At 63.7% G+C, this 16,759-nt stretch carries 15 protein-coding genes; 9 read left to right on the forward strand and 6 right to left on the reverse strand.

Annotation, left to right across the window (positions count from 1 at the left end; all coding sequences use genetic code 11):
• Positions 1-2: 2 nt before the first annotated feature.
• The 5 genes from AC07WT_RS33970 to AC07WT_RS33990 all read left to right on the forward strand — a co-directional run bounded on the left by AC07WT_RS33970 (position 3) and on the right by AC07WT_RS33990 (position 5,892).
• Positions 3-1,466 carry an efflux transporter outer membrane subunit gene (locus AC07WT_RS33970; RefSeq protein WP_494950331.1) on the forward strand — a complete coding sequence of 488 codons (1,464 nt, stop codon included), beginning with the start codon at positions 3-5 and terminating at the stop codon, positions 1,464-1,466.
• Between the two features lie 138 nt (positions 1,467-1,604).
• Positions 1,605-2,240, forward strand: a complete 636-nt coding sequence (locus AC07WT_RS33975; RefSeq protein WP_492594597.1) for a TetR/AcrR family transcriptional regulator — start codon at positions 1,605-1,607, stop codon at positions 2,238-2,240.
• Positions 2,241-2,663: 423 nt separating this feature from the next.
• Positions 2,664-3,779, forward strand: coding sequence for a patatin-like phospholipase family protein (locus AC07WT_RS33980; protein ID WP_494950332.1), 1,116 nt, complete (start codon positions 2,664-2,666; stop codon positions 3,777-3,779).
• Between the two features lies 1 nt (position 3,780).
• The gene (locus AC07WT_RS33985) at positions 3,781-3,945 is read left to right on the forward strand and encodes a hypothetical protein (protein ID WP_494950333.1); all 165 of its coding nucleotides are present in this window, start codon (positions 3,781-3,783) and stop codon (positions 3,943-3,945) included.
• A 147-nt stretch (positions 3,946-4,092) separates the two neighbouring features.
• Complete coding sequence (locus tag AC07WT_RS33990; protein WP_494950334.1) at positions 4,093-5,892, forward strand: PHA/PHB synthase family protein; 1,800 nt, start codon at positions 4,093-4,095, stop codon at positions 5,890-5,892.
• Positions 5,893-6,004: 112 nt separating this feature from the next.
• Here AC07WT_RS33990 and AC07WT_RS33995 read toward each other — a convergent pair whose 3' ends face one another.
• Entirely contained in the window at positions 6,005-7,270 is a 1,266-nt protein-coding gene (locus AC07WT_RS33995) for a polyhydroxyalkanoate depolymerase (RefSeq protein ID WP_494950335.1), read from the reverse strand.
• A 129-nt stretch (positions 7,271-7,399) separates the two neighbouring features.
• Here AC07WT_RS33995 and AC07WT_RS34000 point away from each other — a divergent pair, with 129 nt between their 5' ends.
• Positions 7,400-8,053 carry a glutathione S-transferase family protein gene (locus AC07WT_RS34000; RefSeq protein WP_492594600.1) on the forward strand — a complete coding sequence of 218 codons (654 nt, stop codon included), beginning with the start codon at positions 7,400-7,402 and terminating at the stop codon, positions 8,051-8,053.
• 252 nt (positions 8,054-8,305) lie between these two features.
• Here AC07WT_RS34000 and AC07WT_RS34005 read toward each other — a convergent pair whose 3' ends face one another.
• From AC07WT_RS34005 to phaZ, 3 genes are all read right to left on the reverse strand, one after another.
• Positions 8,306-8,872 carry a phasin family protein gene (locus AC07WT_RS34005; protein WP_494950336.1) on the reverse strand — a complete coding sequence of 189 codons (567 nt, stop codon included), beginning with the start codon at positions 8,870-8,872 and terminating at the stop codon, positions 8,306-8,308.
• A 260-nt stretch (positions 8,873-9,132) separates the two neighbouring features.
• On the reverse strand, positions 9,133-9,330 hold the full coding sequence (locus AC07WT_RS34010; RefSeq protein ID WP_492594602.1) for a hypothetical protein: 198 nt from the start codon (positions 9,328-9,330) through the stop codon (positions 9,133-9,135).
• 255 nt (positions 9,331-9,585) lie between these two features.
• The gene (gene phaZ / locus AC07WT_RS34015) at positions 9,586-10,821 is read right to left on the reverse strand and encodes a polyhydroxyalkanoate depolymerase (RefSeq protein WP_494950337.1); all 1,236 of its coding nucleotides are present in this window, start codon (positions 10,819-10,821) and stop codon (positions 9,586-9,588) included.
• A gap of 364 nt (positions 10,822-11,185) precedes the next feature.
• On the opposite strand from phaZ, the gene AC07WT_RS34020 reads away from it, so the two are divergent.
• Entirely contained in the window at positions 11,186-11,800 is a 615-nt protein-coding gene (locus AC07WT_RS34020) for a LysE family translocator (RefSeq protein ID WP_492594411.1), read from the forward strand.
• A 24-nt stretch (positions 11,801-11,824) separates the two neighbouring features.
• Here the strand turns inward: AC07WT_RS34020 and AC07WT_RS34025 are convergent, their stop codons facing one another.
• On the reverse strand, positions 11,825-13,252 hold the full coding sequence (locus AC07WT_RS34025; protein ID WP_494950338.1) for an aminotransferase-like domain-containing protein: 1,428 nt from the start codon (positions 13,250-13,252) through the stop codon (positions 11,825-11,827).
• Between the two features lie 277 nt (positions 13,253-13,529).
• Here AC07WT_RS34025 and aptA point away from each other — a divergent pair, with 277 nt between their 5' ends.
• Both aptA and AC07WT_RS34035 read left to right on the forward strand, forming a co-directional pair.
• Complete coding sequence (gene aptA, locus AC07WT_RS34030) at positions 13,530-14,858, forward strand: omega-aminotransferase AptA (RefSeq protein WP_494950339.1); 1,329 nt, start codon at positions 13,530-13,532, stop codon at positions 14,856-14,858.
• A gap of 237 nt (positions 14,859-15,095) precedes the next feature.
• Entirely contained in the window at positions 15,096-15,347 is a 252-nt protein-coding gene (locus tag AC07WT_RS34035; RefSeq protein WP_492594408.1) for a hypothetical protein, read from the forward strand.
• Between the two features lie 137 nt (positions 15,348-15,484).
• Here the strand turns inward: AC07WT_RS34035 and AC07WT_RS34040 are convergent, their stop codons facing one another.
• Positions 15,485-16,690: an ABC transporter substrate-binding protein gene (locus AC07WT_RS34040; RefSeq protein WP_494950340.1), complete on the reverse strand. Its 1,206-nt coding sequence runs from the start codon at positions 16,688-16,690 to the stop codon at positions 15,485-15,487.
• Positions 16,691-16,759 lie beyond the last annotated feature (69 nt).

The following is a 16,759-nucleotide window of genomic DNA, read 5'->3' on the forward strand; positions in this document are numbered from 1 at the left end:
TCATGAAACGACTCGCGTTCCTGTCCTTCCTTGCGCTGTGCGCTTGTACCGTCGGTCCGGACTTTCATGCGCCCGCGGCGCCGGACACGCAAACCTATACGCGCGAGCGGCTGCCTGCCGCGACGGAGGCGGCAAGCGGCGCGGCGGGTTCGTCGCAGACCTTTATCTCATCCGGCCACGCCGCGTCGATGTGGTGGACGCAGTTTGATTCGGAACCGCTCGATCGTCTGGTCGAACAGGCCTTAAGGCAAAGCCCGACCCTCGCGCAAGCTCGCGCGAAACTGATCGAAGCACGTGAGAACTACAACGCCCAGGCAGGCGCCACGCAGTTCCCGAGTGTCGACGCAAAGGTGTCGGGGGCGCGGCAAAAGGTCTCCACCGCTGCATTCGGTTTGCCCAACGTACCGAATCCCGGACCGTTTTCGCTATTCAACGCGTCGGTCAGCGTGTCGTATGCGTTCGATATCTTCGGCGGCAATCGTCGGGCGCTCGAAGCATTGATGGCACAAGTCGACTATCAGGCCTTCGAATTCGAGGCCGCGCGGCTGTCCATTGCCGGCAATGTCGTCTCCACCGTCGTACGGCGAGCTTCGTTGCAGCAGCAGATTGCACTGACGCAGCGCCTTGCTGACACACAGGCGCAACAGCTTGCGATCATGCAGGCCCGCTTCGCGGCCGGCGGCGTGTCAGAACTCGACGTGCGCAGCCAGCGCAGCCTGCTTGCGCAGACCCGCGCCTCGCTGCCGCCGCTCGCCACACAACTCGCTCAGGCCGGGCATCAACTCGCCATCCTGCTCGGGGTCGCACCGTCGCAAGCGGACTTCGACGAGATCACGCTGGACTCGCTGCGTCTGCCCGGTAATGTGCCGGTCACGCTGCCCTCGACGCTCGCGCGCGAGCGCCCCGACATTCGCGCCTCCGAAGCGTTATTGCATCAGGCGAGCGCGAATGTCGGCGTGGCGGCAGCCAATCTTTATCCGCAGTTTTCGCTGTCGGCGGGAATCGGTTCGGAGCGCACCGACATACAGAATGTGGTGAAAGGCCTGAACATCTGGAACATCGGTCTGAACATCACGCAACCGATTTTTCACGGCGGTGAATTGCGCGCGAAACAACGTTCGGCCCAGGCGGCTTACAACGACGCGCTTGCCGGCTATCAGCAAACCGTGCTTCAGGCGCTGCAACAGGTCGCGGACACGTTGACGGCATTGCAGAACGACGCCCGGACACTGCAGGCGCGCGACGACGCCGCGCAACAGGCGCAGGCGAGCTTCGCTATCGCGCACGCGCAATATGCGGCGGGCGGCGTCAGTCAGTTCGGCTTGCTCGACACGCAACGTCAGACGTTGCAAACCGCGCTCGACCGAACCCGTGCGCAAGCCGACCGCTTTACCGATACGGCAGCTCTATTCCAGTCGCTGGGCGGCGGATGGCAGGCCGCGGCAATGGAGCAGCAGCAACCGTAGCGCGGACGAAACCGCGCGGGGTTCAAAACATAGAACCGCTGATCATCTGGACGGGAACGAGCCTGCCGAACCTGCCGAGCCCACGTATGCGGCTCGTCGACAAAGGAGAACCGTAACATCGCAACGCCACCGACACCTTTGCCACCGGTCGATTTCGCCGAAGGGCCTGCGGGAATCATCCTTGCGGCCGCGCGCGAGATCCTGCTGCGGGAGCGCTATAGCGGGCTCACCATGGACCGGCTCGCGCTCGCGCTCGGCATGAGCAAAAAGACGCTCTACGTTCACTTCCCGTCGAAGGACGCGATGGTCGCCGCGATCATCACGGCGACCGGCGCCACCGTCCGTCGCCAGGTCACGGAAATACTCGACGGACCCGGCCGGTTCCCGGAGAAGCTCGAAGGTTTGCTGCGCGTGATCGCCGATCATGCAGGCGCGATGTCCCCCGACTTTCTGCAGGATCTCCACCGCTTCGCGCCGCATCTCTACGATGAAATCCAGATCATCAAGGAGCGCAATATCCCGGCGGTATTCACGCGCGTCCTGAACCTCGGCATCGAACAGGAGATGATCCGCGCCGACATCGACGTGAAGTTCGTCGCCGAGTACTGGCTGCAGGTTGCCAGAGGCGTCCACGAGCCGGCGTTGCTCACGCGAACGGGGCTGACGCCGCGCGAAGCGCTGGAGAAAGCACTGGATCTGTTTTTCGCCGGGGTGCTGACGCCCTCCGCGCGCAAGAAGGTGGGGCAGCGCCTGCCCGGGTCGTCACGTGAGTGAGGGTGTGAACCGCTTGCACGGCGCTACGAAAACCAGACCGTGAACCGCGTTCCCGAAACCAGGCGGCTGACTATCCCTACTTAGGTTAGCCGTTCAAGTCAGACGGCGGCCCGGATGCCGCCGCGAGGCGTTGTCACGTTGCCGAAGCGGTCGCGTAAGATAGCGCGATGAAGACAGCCAAATCGCTCGCGTCAAGGCTGCCCGCCCTCATCAACACGTCAACGTGACGATGCCGCCAACAAGCACAACCTGGCGCGGACATCGCAAGCGACGGAAAGCTGCCGACGCAGTGATGTGCGCCACTGGCGGCCGAGTAGCAGCTGAGGAACACACTGGACCAGGTCGTATTGAGCAATGTGACGTTGACCGAGGCATATTCGTTTTGTGACTGATGGAGCCTACGCGATGGCAAATGAGCATACGATGGCAACGGCCGTACCGAACGAAGCAGCCAAGGTCGCGCTGGCGCTGCAGGGCGGCGGATCGCATGGCGCCTTCACCTGGGGCGTGCTCGACCGTCTGCTGGAGGAAGTCGGGCGAGCAACGTTGAATATTGCCGCGATCAGCGGCGCAAGCGCGGGCGGCATCAACGCCACTCTGTGTGCGTGCGGACTGGCGCTCGGCGGTCCCGACGCGGCGCGCCACAAGCTGCGCTCATTCTGGGAAGCGGTCTCGCGCGGCGGGACCCTTGCCGGCAATCCGCTCTTCGGCTTCGCCGAGCCCGCTCCGTTCGGCGGCTGGAATATCGACTGGAGCCCGATCGCGATCGCGCTCGAGGCAGTGGGCCTCGTCGTCTCGCCGTACAACAACCCGTTCTACCGGGACGCGCTGCTTCCGCTGCTTGAAGAGGTCTTGCCAACTGCCGAACTGGCAGCGTTCAACCGGGCCGAAGGCGCGGTACGCGTGTTCGTCTCGGCGACGAATGTCCGCGACAACCAGCGCACGATTTTTACGCAACCGCATATCTCCCTCGATGCGCTGCGGGCCTCCGCCTGTCTGCCGACCGCGTTCCGGGCGGTGAGCATCGACGGCGTGCCCTACTGGGACGGGGGGTATCTCGGCAACCCGCCGCTGTCGCCGCTCGTCGACGCGGCGCAGGACCTGATCCTCGTGATGGTCAACCCGCTCGTCCGGCAGCACATGCCGCCCAGGAATGCGCGCGACATTCTGGATCGCCTGAACGAGATCGGTTTCAATGCGTCCGTCGTGCTCGAGATCAATGCCATCGAGGCGGTGAATCGCGTTCTGGCCGAGCTTGATGCGGTGAATGCGTCCAAGCTGACGAGATACAAGCCGGTACGCTTCCACCTGATCCGTGACGACCCTTTCCTGGCGGGGTTCGGCCTCGTGTCGAAGAGCAGCACGTCGTGGTCGCTCATCGACGCGTTATTCAAGGGTGGGCGAGCTGTCGCCGACCGATGGCTCGCTTCCAGTCATGCCCTGCTCGGCCGCGCATCCTCGTGTGATGTGCGCAACGAACTGGTCAAGCCGGTGTTGAGCGCACAACCCGTCGCGCACGCGCCGGCAGGAGCGACGTGACGTGACGCGCACGTTCCGCATGGCGCCTCGTGCCATCGCCTGCAACGCCGGGTTCGTTGATCTGACGAAACGGCCCGGCACTCGCCAATTGCCGCGAGAGCCGCTCGATGACAACGGCACGGCGCCGGCGCATTGCACGATCACCTTCCGCCCGCGCGCGAACTGAACGCCCCGTTCTGGTGACACGAAGATGGCTCGCCCTGCGCAGAGCATCGGATGAATCCTCGCATGCAATCGTCGCACTGCGACATGGTTTCACTGTCCAATTAATTAACAGGCCATCGCGTTGGCCGTCCGGGGAATGGCAATGACAATGACCGTTACACAACCCACTGACAATCCGTGGCCGGGCGCGAGTCCGGCCGGGCTCTCAGCTGGACCCGACTGCACGCATGAGCGCCTCGATACGCTGCGCAACGCGCCGGCCGGGCAGGTCGACCGGCTCGTGCATGCCGCGTTCGCCCGCGCCACCGGCGGTGTGTCGCCTGCGGCGCTGTCGCTGGCATGGCTGGATTGGGCGTGGCATCTGACCGGCTCGCCGGGCACGCAGGTGGCGCTCGCCCAGCGGATCTGGCAGCACTGGCAGTCAGGATTGACAGGATCGTTCCCACGCCCTGGCGGAGACAGCGATCCGCGCTTCGCCGATCCGGATTGGCAGCGTTGGCCGTTCAGTCTGCTGCGCGACGCTTTTCGACAGACCGAGTCGTTCTGGCAGGAAGCCACCACGGGCCTGCCAGGTGTCTCGCCGCATCATGAACACGTGATCAGTTTCGCCGCCCGTCAATGGACCGACATGCTCTCACCAGGCAACTGCTGGTGGCTCAACCCCGAAGTGCTGCGGGCGACTGCCGGGACAGGCGGACGAAACTTCGTCGAAGGCGGTCGCCATTGGCTGGATGACCAGCAGGAGGTTTTCGCCGGATACAGCCCGGGTGTCTCACGTCGCAGATGCACTCCACATTGCGTCGGTCGGGACGTCGCCATCACGCCCGGCAAGGTGGTCTATCGCAATGATCTGATCGAGTTGATCCAGTACGCGCCGCAAACCCCGGCGGTCTGGCACGAGCCGGTGCTGATCGTGCCCTCGTGGATCCTGAAATATTACATCCTCGATCTTTCTCCCCACAATTCGCTCGTGCGCTATCTGGTGAAACGGGGACACACGGTCTTCATGATCTCCTGGAAGAACCCTCGCGAAGAAGCGCGCGACCTTGGCCTGAATGACTACCTCCAGTTGGGCCTGTTCGACGCATTCACGCAGTTGCGCAGAATTACCGGCACAGCCCCGGTTCATGCGGCCGGCTACTGCCTCGGCGGGACGCTGCTGGCAATCGGTGCGGCCGTACTGGAACGGGACGGCGTGCGCCAATCAGTCCCGCTCAGGACGGTTACGCTGTTCGCCGCGCAGACCGACTTCAGCGAGCCGGGAGAACTGGGCCTGTTCATCGACCCGAGCGAACTCGCCTGGCTCGACGCGCTGATGTGGGAGCAAGGTTATCTGGATGGCGCCCAGATGGCTGCCGCCTTCCAGCTGCTGCATGCGCGCGATCTGACCTGGTCCCGGTCGATTCGTGAGTACCTGCTGGGCCAGCGCGCGAAGCCGACTGACCTGATGGCCTGGAATGCTGACACCACGCGCCTGCCCTATCGCATGCACAGCGAAAACCTGCATCATCTGTACCTGCGCAACGATCTGGCCGAAGGCCGGTACTGTGTCGGGGGGCGACCGGTGAAGCTCTCCGATCTCAAACTGCCAGCCTTTCTGGTGGGCACAGAACGCGACCATGTGTCGCCCTGGCGCTCGGTGTACAAGCTGCACCAGCTGACCCGCGCCGAGATCAGTTTTCTGCTGACCTCGGGCGGACACAATGCGGGGATTGTCTCCGAGCCGGGCCATGCCGGACGCCGCTACCGCTTCGGCACACGGCGCAAGGATGCTGCCTATGTGAGCCCGGACGAATGGTTCGCGCAGACGCCGGTGTGCGAAGGTTCATGGTGGCCGCGCTGGCAGCAGTGGCTCATCGCGCATTCCGGCAAGAAAACCGTACCGCCCGTCCTGGGCGGCGGCACGGTAATCGGCGATGCACCCGGCACCTACGTGCTCGAACCCTGAGCGCATCCGCCCAGAGACAGCCACGCCAGCGTCACATTCTTCCGTGACCACACGCGACCGGACGTCGTGCCTGACGCCAGGCTATCGGCGTGTGCTCGCGAGCTGATGCGGTTCAACAAACCGTCCCGCACCCCTGCGGAGCGTGGACCGGGGCGTGTCGCATTTCGCTGTCGTGGATGAGCTCCCTGACGATCGGGTAGATCTTCGTTTCCCAGCGCCGGCCCGCGAACACGCCGTAGTGCCCAACCCCGGTCTGCATGTAGTGAGTCTTCATAAAGGACGGCAGACTGCTGCACATTTCCTGCGCCGCTTCGGTCTGGCCGACCGCACAAATGTCGTCTTTCTCCCCCTCGACGGTCAGCAGCGCCGTGTGCCGGATCGCGCGCAGGTCCACGCGGCGGCCGGCGATCAGCAGGTTGCCACGCGGCAGCGCGTGCTGCTGAAAAACCCGGCTCACGGTGTCGAGGTAAAATTCGGCCGGCAAATCCATCGTCGCAAAATAATTTGCGTAGAAGGCGCGGATCACCTCGGCTTTCCCCGTGTCACCCTGCGCCTGGTAATTGTAGAAATCGATCAGCGCGCTGACGTGCCGCCGAAGGTCCATAGACATGAACGCGCCAAGCTGCACGAATCCAGGATAGACACGCCGCATCGCCCCTGGGAAGCGCATTGGCACCAGGTCGATCAGATCGTTCTCGAACCACGCGAGCGGGGTCCTCACGGCCCATTCGTCAACCTGGGTGGGATTGATGCGGGTATCGTTCGGGCCGGCGATCAGCGTCATGCTCCGCGGCTGCGCCGGATTGCCATCCTCGGCCATCAGCGCGACGGCGGCCAAGGTCGCGACCGTTGGCTGACAGACCGCCACCACGTGCGTCCCCGGACCGAGCAGTTGGAGAAAGCGAATCACATGCCCGACGAAATCGTCGAAACCGAACGGGCCGTCCGCCAGAGGGACGTCGCGCGCATTGTGCCAGTCGGTGATGTAGACGTCGTGCTCGGCGAGCATCGCGGCCACCGTGCCGCGCAGTAGCGTGGCGAAGTGGCCCGCCAGCGGCGCGACGAGCAGGACCCGCGGTTGCGTGGGCTGGATGTCTTTCCTGAAATGCAGCAGGGTGCAAAACGGTGTGCGGTGAACCACCTCTTCGCTCACTGCGGCCACCTGGCGATCAATCTGAACACTACGAATGCCAAATGGCGGCCGCTGATGCGTGAGGCGCGCGAGCGCCAGCCATTCAAGGAACGCGCCGAAATCCCGTGCCAGACTGTTCGTGGACAACAACCCTGGCCACGCCGCAGAGGAAACGGCCGCCGCGCTGGCGGCCGCCTGAAGCGGGGCAGCCATGTCGGCATACGCCTGGTAAGCTTGATACATCATGCGGGAGCCCGCAAAATAACCACTGTCAGAGGCTCGAAAAGCAAAAAGTCGCCTGTCGCGTCTATATAGTTAGTATATCTATTTTTCTGCTTTGATAGCGGAACACCCTTTCGTCACGGAAGTTCGCATATGGCCAGGACAACGCTGACAATCAGCAGCAGAAACTATTCGTCGTGGTCGTTGCGCGGATGGCTGCTGGCGAAATTCAGTGGGCTGGAATTCGAAGAGATTGTGGTGCCGCCGGCTGATCCGACCATCCGCGCGGAACTCCTGCTGCTCTCGCCGTCGATCCTGGTGCCCTGCCTCGAGCATGAAGGCGTCAGAGTCTGGGACACCCTGGCGATCGCCGAGTACCTGCACGAAGTACGGCCGGAGGCCGGGCTGCTGCCCACCGATCGCGTCGCGCGGGCGCACTGTCGTTCGATTTGCGGCGAAATGCATTCGGGATTCAGCGCGCTGCGCTCGGCGCTGCCGATGAATCTGCGTGCTCATTGCGCCGGCTTCAAGGTCTGGGCGCGCGCGCAAGGCGACATCGACCGGATCACCACCATCTGGCGCGACTGCCGGGCAGCGTACGGAGGACCTTATCTGTTCGGTGCGCTCGGCATGGCCGATGCCATGTACGCGCCGGTCGTCACCCGGTTTCTGACCTATGACGTGCAACTGGATGACGTTTCGGCCGCCTATTGCCAGACGATCATGGCCCTGCCGGAGATGCAGGCGTGGATTGCAGCCGCCCGCCAGGAGCCCGACGAGATCGACGAACTGGACGTCGAGTTCTGAGCCGCACGGGGCGAAACGGCTTCGACCTCGCGAGAACACCGCCGCGGTAGCCAACGGCGGTGCGCGTCTCGTGCTCGCTGGGTCGCCGGGATTCGCACCCGGCTCACGGATTGACTCATCCGCTTCCCGAAAGATGTCAGTGACGGCGGCCGGGCGCGGAATGTCAAATGCCGACATGAGGAGGCATCGGCAGACCATCAATACGCTCCGCAGCGTCCCGGCGACGGGTGCTGCGGAAACGCGCGTCAATCGTTACTTCCTCGCGGCGCGCGACGTTTGCTCGACGGCGTGTTGATTCGCTTTCGATGCGGCAGCCGCCGCCACGTTGAAGTTGCCTTCGACGATTTCAACTGCCTGCTGCGTGGCGTTGTGAATCGTTTCGTATGCGGTGTTGGCAGCCGTGATCGCCGACTGCATCACGGCAAAGGCGGCTTCCGAACCCGTGGGCGCGCTCTTCGCGATGTCGTCGACGAGCGTTTGCATCCGGCGGTTGTTCGCTTCGTATCGCGCCTCAGCGACCTTCGCGAATTCGGCCTGCGTCGACGCTGCAATTTCATACACGTGACGTCCATACGACAAGACCTTCTCGGCGAATGGCTGCGTCAGGCTGGCTTGCAGCGCGAGCAGTTCCTGCGGGTCCTTAACGAACAGCGCTTTCTGTGCATTATCCCGGATTTCGGCGAGTGTCGACTTCACGACCTCCTGGTTCAGATGAACCAGTTTCTCGAACCCTTCGAATGCCTTGTTCGTCAGACCGAACAGGGTGTCGAGGTTGGCTTTCTGAGCGGCAGTGATTTGCTCGGGGGTCAGCAGACTCATCATGAAGCTCCTGAAATTCGGCCCCTCGCGCGTTCGCGGAATCGGATCGAACCTTCGCGCGACAGGGTCGTGTGGATGGAACAATGGCGGTGTTCGGCACGTGCGCAACGCGACGTGCCGACGTCTTCAAGTGCTTGCGCAGCGTTGCGTAAGCTACGTCCGGCGAGCCTCTTTCCTGGCTTCCGTGGCAGGGCGTCGGCTCATGCGCAGGTCAAATTCGCGCCGTGTCCCTCGTCAAGAGGTGTACGACCCGGAGCCGCTCAGCGGATCCGGGCCACGGCTTTGAGGAGAGAATGCCCGTTGACGGTTATCTCGGCACGCTGGCGCCCGGACGCGAGCCGTTGCAGCCTGACGAGCTGACTTTCCAGGAGAGCGTCAAGATCCGCACGATTCAGCTCTACTTGATCCGGGGCGTCCTTAACCAGCATCAGGGTTGCAAATTCATGGGGACTCAGCATCTTCGCCTCCTCGGTTATAGGCGTTGCGTTTGCTGGGGAGTTTGCATGACAGCCATCGCGCCGCGAGCGGGGCTCGGTGGGCGCTCGGTAGGCGAATACCGCGACCTCACACGCGAGGTGTTGGCTGACCGGGCGCCTGGCGCAAGCCGCAGAAAAATTAATTTAATGCCGCCCGGACCGAAAGATCAATACGGGAAACATCTTTTTTAAAGACGACCTTCGCCGCCCGACTCGCGTGCGCTCACGAGACCCCGGTCAGCGCACCGACGCCCAGAACCGGACCACGGCGGGGTGAATCACCTCGTGCCACCTCGGGCCGGTGAACAGGTCATAGTGGTCGCAATCCGCTATCGTCAGGCGACAGCGCTTCGATACCGGGATCGCACTGCACAGCGTGTGAGCGGCATGCGTCTGGCCCGCTCCGGCAATGTCGTCGCGGTCGCCCTCGACGGTGCAAAGCGCCGTGGGTGCGAGATCCTGCGGCTGCACACAGCGTCCACCGACGTGCCATTCCCCACGGGCAAGGTGCTGCTCCTGAAAGATCACGCGGATCGTGTCGAGCAGATAATCTTCGGCCATGTCGAGAACCGCGGCGTATTCGTTCAGCGCACGCAGGCTGTTCGCAATGACCTTCGCATCGACTGAGAAGTGGCTCGACCAGTAGCGCAATTCGAGCGCCAACTGGCGGTCCGGATGCGCGGCGACGATCGCCGCGTGCTGGATAAAGCCCGGACAGACCCGGCGGCCGGAACCGGCATAGCCGGGCGGAACGATGTCGATCACCGTGTCGCGGAACCAGTCGAGACTGTGGCTTTGCGCCAACCGGTCGACGGCGGTCGGATTGAGGCGCGCATCGATCGGCCCGCCCATCAGCGTCAGGCTGAGCGGCGGCGCTTCTCCTTGCCTCGCCAGCAACGCCGCAGCGGCGAGGGTCGGCGCGGCGGCTTGGCAGACGGCGATGACGTGCGTATGCGCGCAGCCCAGTTTTCGCAGAAAACGTTCGATCGCGAGCACATAGTCGTCGAGTCCAAAACGGCCTGCGGCAAGCGGCACGTCACGTGCGTTGGCCCAGTCGGTGACGCACACATCGCCGTCCTGCAGCAGCGTTTCGACCGTTTCGCGCAGCATGACCGCGTGGTGTCCCGCGAGCGGCGCGCAGAGGAAGATGTCCGGTGGCGCCGTGCGGTTTTGACCGCGCCCGGGCGCAACGGGCACGTGCGCACGCGTGAATTGCCGCAGCGCGCAAAACGGCGTGCTGTCGACCACCTGTTCGACAACGGGTACCGACGTGGCGCCGACCGTCACCGCCGAGATGCCGAACGGCGGTGGCTCGGGGGTCGGTCGAACCAGCCGGTACAGCCAGTCATAGCCGGCAGCGGCGACGGGCATGCAAGGCATCGCCGGCGACAACCAGGCATCGCATCCGCGCATCGCCCAGTTGCTGAGCGACTGCATCAGGCCACGCTGCTCTTCAAGCCACGCATACCACATGCTGTCTCCTGCCCGCGTCTCGTTCCGTCCCCCATCGAGGCCGGAGAGTGGTCGGAAAAACGGGAGTGAAACGCGTTTAACGGCGATCAACGCGCCGCGAGAAAATGTAGACCTGACGCAAGAAACACAGCGGCGCATCCTTCTACATTGCGCTAAAGACCAGCCTATGTGTGGTGCTCCCGGAAAGAAATTCCGGCGCTCTCGGGACAGGTCCGGAACTTGACGGGAAACGGGTGTCCTGCGAAGTCCGACAGCAGACACCGTCACGCCATCCGTACCGGACACCATTTCAAAATCCGTACCGGTACTGTACCGGCCTGCGTCGCTAGAATGCCTGAAAGTCCTATCGACACCGGAGCCACCCATGTCTTTCCTCAGTCTCAGCGCGCTGCCCGCGGGCATTCTGTTCGCGCTCGTCACCACCATCACGCCCGGTCCGAACAACACCATGCTGCTGGCCTCGGGCGTCAACTTCGGCTTTCGCCGCACGCTGCCGCATCTGTCTGGCATCAGTGCGGGCGTCGTACTGTTGATGCTGTCGGTCGGCATCGGCCTTGGCGAGGCCTTCGTGCACTTTCCGGTGCTGTACACCGTGCTCGAAGTCGCGAGCGTCGCTTATCTGCTGTATCTCGCGTGGAAAATCGGCACGTCGGGCGAACTGAAGGTGAAGAAAGGCGAACGCCGGCCCATGAAGTTTCACGAGGCCATCGCTTTCCAGTGGGTGAATCCGAAGGCATGGATGATGGTGCTGACCGCCGCCACCACCATTCACCTCAGCGAGAGCTACAGCCTCAACGCACTGGCGATGGCGATCATTTTCTACGTGGTCGGCTTCCCGTGCATCTGCCTGTGGGCGGGCTTCGGCACTGCCATGCGGCGCGTGCTGTCGGACCCGAAGCAGCTGCGCATCTTCAACGTGGTGATGGCGCTGCTGCTGGTGCTGACGCTGTATCCGATCGCGCTGAAGCTGCTCGGCTAGGCGCGGCGCCCGTCAGCGAGCGGCCTATATGGAGCCCTGCCCCGAATCCCGGCCAACCCGTTCGATGAAACGCCACAACGCGTCGTCGGTCGAGTACGGCGCGTTGAAACGGAACCAGGCGCTCGGCGCATCGTCGGGGCGGAAATAGGAGCCGGGCGCGAGCCAGATGCCGTGCGTGAGCGCGGCCGTCGCCACTTCGCCGGCCCGCTCCGCCTCGATCGGCAGGCGCGCCCACAGGAACAGGCCGGCGCGTGGCCGGTGAAACAGTTCGAGGCCGAGCGAATCGAGCCGCTCTTCGACGGTCGCATGCGCCGCCTTGAGCCGCTCGTTCACGGCTTCGACGTGACGCGCGTAGCGTCCCTCGAGCAGCACTTTGTCGACGATCCGCTCGATCGCTTCCGACGACGTCAACCCCACCGCCATCTTCGTGCGCGCCAGTTCGCGCAGCACCGCGCGCTCGGCGACCACGTAGCCGCAGCGCAGCCCCGGCGTCACCGTCTTCGAAAAACCGCCCACATACAGCACGCGCTGCAAGCCTTCCATCGCGGCGAAAAGCGGCGCGCCGGGTGGCGCCAGTTCACGGCTGACGTCGTCTTCGATCACCCACATCCGCTGGCGCTCTGCGATCTGCAACAGACGGAACGCGGCCGACATGCCGAAGGTCGCGCCGGTCGGATTCTGCAGCGTGGTGTTGACGAAGATCGCTTTCGGCTTGTGCTGCGCGACCAGCGTTTCGAGCACATCCGTATCGACGCCGGCCGGCGTGCGCGGCACGCCGTGCACGACCAGTCCGGCCAGCTTGAGAATCTGCAGCAGATTGCAGTAGCCGGGGTCTTCGACGATCACGGCGTCGCCCGCCCGCAGCAGCGTGCGCACGATCAGATCCAGCCCTTGTGTCGCGCCCTGCGTGAGCAACACGTTCGAGACGTCGACCGGCAAGCCGCGCCGGTCGAGTTGCTCGGCGATCCGCTCGCGCAGCGGCGCGAAGCCGTATGGATGCCCATAATCGCCAAGCCGCGCCGCCGGCACCCGGCTCATCGCGCGCAGCGCGTGCTGCAAACCGGTCTCGTTGATCCACTCGTTCGGCAGCCAGCCGCCGCCCGCCTTGATCGGCACCGAATGATCGGCGAACACGTCGGAGAGCAGCCACGTGGCGGTCAGGCTCGGCGGCTGCCAGTCGGTCGGGGCGACCCGCGCGGACGGCGCGCGCGCCGCGACGCGATAACCCGAGCCGCGCCGGGCAACCACGAGGCCCATCGAAACCAGACGGTTGTAGGCCTCCGTGACCGTGAAGGTGCTCAATGCGTGGCTTTGCGCCAGTTGACGCACCGACGGCAACAGCGCGCCGGCGCGCAGCGATTGCGCCTCGATGGCGCGTGCAAAGCCCTGCACGACCTGCTCGACGAGCGTCGGGGCGGCGCGGCGGTCGCGTTCAAGTTCCAGTTCGATCATGTAAGGACGGAGATTTGTGCTACCGGCGAGGTGCGGCCGGAAGGGTGCTACGGGCGAGGCGCTACCGGCAAGGTGCAGCCCGTTAGGTCCGACCGGCCTCGCACGGGCGACCGGCCTCGCACGGGCGACCGGCCTCGCACAGGCGGCCGGAGCACCCAACCAATCGGCACAGTTATCGCAATTTCACCAACACAGTTAGCGCCACACTGCAGCAACTGTTTATGCCGCCATTAAACCGCGGACGCTACAGTTTCGCTACCACTTCGAGGAGAAAACCATGACTTCGCGCCCCGTCATCGACGACCTGTCGTCTTTCTGGATGCCCTTCACCGCCAACCGCCAGTTCAAGGCTGCGCCGCGCCTGCTGGAATCGGCCAAGGGCATGTATTACCGCACCACGGACGGACGCGAAGTGCTCGACGGCTGCGCGGGTCTGTGGTGTGTGAACGCCGGCCACGGCCGCGATGAAATCGTCGCCGCGATCACCCAGCAACTGTCCACGCTCGACTTCGCGCCGACCTTCCAGATGGGCCACCCGCTCGCGTTCGAAGCGGCGTCGAAAGTGGCCGAATTGATGCCGAACGGGCTCGATCGGATCTTCTTCACGAATTCCGGTTCCGAATCGGTCGACACCGCGCTGAAAATCGCGCTGGCGTACCACCGTGCACGTGGCGAGGGCCAGCGCACGCGTCTGATCGGCCGCGAGCGCGGCTATCACGGCGTGGGCTTCGGCGGCATTTCGGTCGGCGGGATCGCGCCGAACCGTAAGACGTTCTCCGGCGCGCTGCTGCCGGCGGTCGATCATCTGCCGCACACGCATAACCTCGAACACAACGCGTTTTCGAAGGGTCAGCCGGCGTGGGGCGCGCATCTGGCCGAAGAACTCGAGCGCATCGTCGCGCTGCACGACGCGTCGACGATCGCCGCGGTGATCGTCGAACCGGTGGCGGGCTCCACGGGCGTGCTGATTCCGCCGCAAGGCTATTTGCAGAAGCTGCGCGAGATTTGCACGAAGCACGGCATCCTGCTGATTTTCGACGAAGTGATTACCGGTTTCGGCCGCGTCGGCAAAGCGACGGCGAGCGAATATTTCGGCGTGACGCCGGACCTGCTGACGATGGCGAAGGCGATCAACAACGCCGCGATCCCGATGGGCGCGGTGGCGGCGAGCCGCACCATCCACGACACGGTCGTCAACAGCGGCGCGCAAGGCGCGATCGAACTGTTCCACGGTTATACGTATTCGGCGCACCCGGCCGCGGCTGCCGCGGCGGTTGCGACGCTCGATCTGTATCGCCGCGAAGGCCTGTTCGAGCGCGCGGCATCGCTCGCACCGAGCTTCGAAGCGGCGGCTCACACGCTGCGCGATGCGAAGCATGTGAAGGACATCCGCAATCTCAGCATGATCGCGGGCGTCGAACTGGAACCGCGCGACGGCGCACCGGGTGCGCGGGCGTACGAAGCGTTCGTGAAGTGCTTCGAAGCGGGCGTGCTGGTGCGCTTTACCGGCGACATCCTCGCGTTCTCGCCGCCGCTCATCATTAACGAAGAACAAATCGCGCACCTCTTCAAGACCGTGCGCGACGTGCTGGCAACGGTGCAGTAAGAAGCTGGAAAGACTGCGGTGCGCGTGCCGGGGCGCTTCCGGGTGGCGATCGATTCGCTGGAAGCGCTGTCTGGAGGGGTTTTTCGCGCGGTCTGCGCGGTCTGCGCGTGTCGGAGAAGCGGCCTGCGGCGTGGTGAAACTTCAGGAAAATGCCGGACAAGACTCGCGCCGGCTAGCTGGACAGCGTATGGTGATAGCGAGGGTTGGCGTCGTGGTCCGACCCGCCGGGAGACGCCCATGAAGATACCTACCGTTCGCGCAGGCGTGCATATCGAAGGCGTGCATTGGATCGCCGAGTACGCCGAAGATGTTCATGAGATTCGCATTTTTCGCGAAGGCCAGGAAGTGGATGTGCATGATGCGCCTTCCAGCCTGTTCGGCGACGAGGAGAATGCCGGGTCCAGGAGCACCGCTGACCATCGGGCGCTGGAAGCCGCCGTGCTGGCTTATTTGAAGCGGTTTGTCATTGAGCATGACGCAGAAGAGTAGTTTTTGCGCGTAGCAGCCGGTTGTTGCCTGGTTGTCGCCTACAGCACCGGCTTGTTCCTGATCTGCTTGCCTTCGCGGCACTTTGGCTGGGCCTTTACGGCGTACAACCCGCCACGCGCTACGCGCAAAAAACGCCCTTATTCAGCCGCCCTCAACTTCTTAACCTCGGCATCCGAAGGCTGCACACTAGCCCCATCAATATACCGATAAGAAGTCATGACCCCCCTCCCATCCTTCACGCCAGTGACGCCGACATAAGCCCCCATGGTCGACTGATTATCCAGCGCCCGATAGGTAATCGGGCCGAAAGGCGTGTCGACCCCGAGCCCCTTGAACGCAGCGGCAAGTTTGTCAGGATCGGTAGAACCCGCCTTCCTGATCCCGGCAGCAATCGACATCAGCGCAGAATAGCCGACGACAGACCCCAGTCGCGGATAGTCGTGATACTTCGCCTGATACGCATCGACAAACTTCTTGTTGGCCGGCGTATCGATCGAATACCAGGGGTAGCCCGTCACGATCCAGCCGGCAGGCGCTTCCGCCCCCAATGGGTCGAGATAGTCCGGCTCGCCAGTCAGCAACGACACCACGCTCCGATCCTTGAACAACCCGCGCGTATTGCCTTCGCGGACAAACTTCCCAAGATCGGCGCCGAACAGCACGTTAAAAATCGCGTCGGGTTTCGCGTCGGCAAGCGCCTGCGTCACCGCACCCGCGTCGACATTGCCAAGCGGCGTCGCCTGCTCCGCGACGAATTGCACGTCGGGCTGCGCCGCCGTCAGCAGCTTCTTGAACGTCGCCACCGCCGATTGTCCATACTCGTAGTTCGGATACACCAGCGCCCAACGCTTCTTCTTCAGCTTCGCGGCTTCCGGCACCAGCATCGCAACCTGCATATACGTCGAAGGACGCAGACGGTACGTGTATTTGTTGCCGTCAGCCCACACGATCTTGTCGGTGAGCGGCTCAGCGGCCAGGAAGAAAATCTTCTTCTGCTTCGCGAAGTCGGTCAGCGCGAGGCCGGTGTTCGACAGGAAACCGCCAAACAACAGTTGCACCTGCTCGCGCGCAATCAGCTCCTGTGCGACGCGGATCGCGTCGCCCGGATTGCCGTTGTCGTCGCGCGACACCACTTCGAGTTGCTTGCCGAGCACGCCGCCCGCCGCATTCACCTGTTCGAGCGCGAGATTCCAGCCGTTCTTGTAAGGCCCGAGAAAGGCGGGCTGCGCCTTGTAGCTGTTGATTTCGCCAAGCTTGATGGTCTGTGCGCCCGCGCCGAAAGCAGCAAGCGACAACGTCATCGAAACCGTGAGGCGAGTGATCCATCCTGCGCGCGTGGTCATGCGTTTCTCCGTTATCAAAAGAATTGCGGGAATGCCGGTAGTTTTTATCAAGCGTTCAAGCGTCGGGCG

It is taken from the genome of Paraburkholderia sp. GW821-FHT02A12 (genome assembly GCF_059422005.1).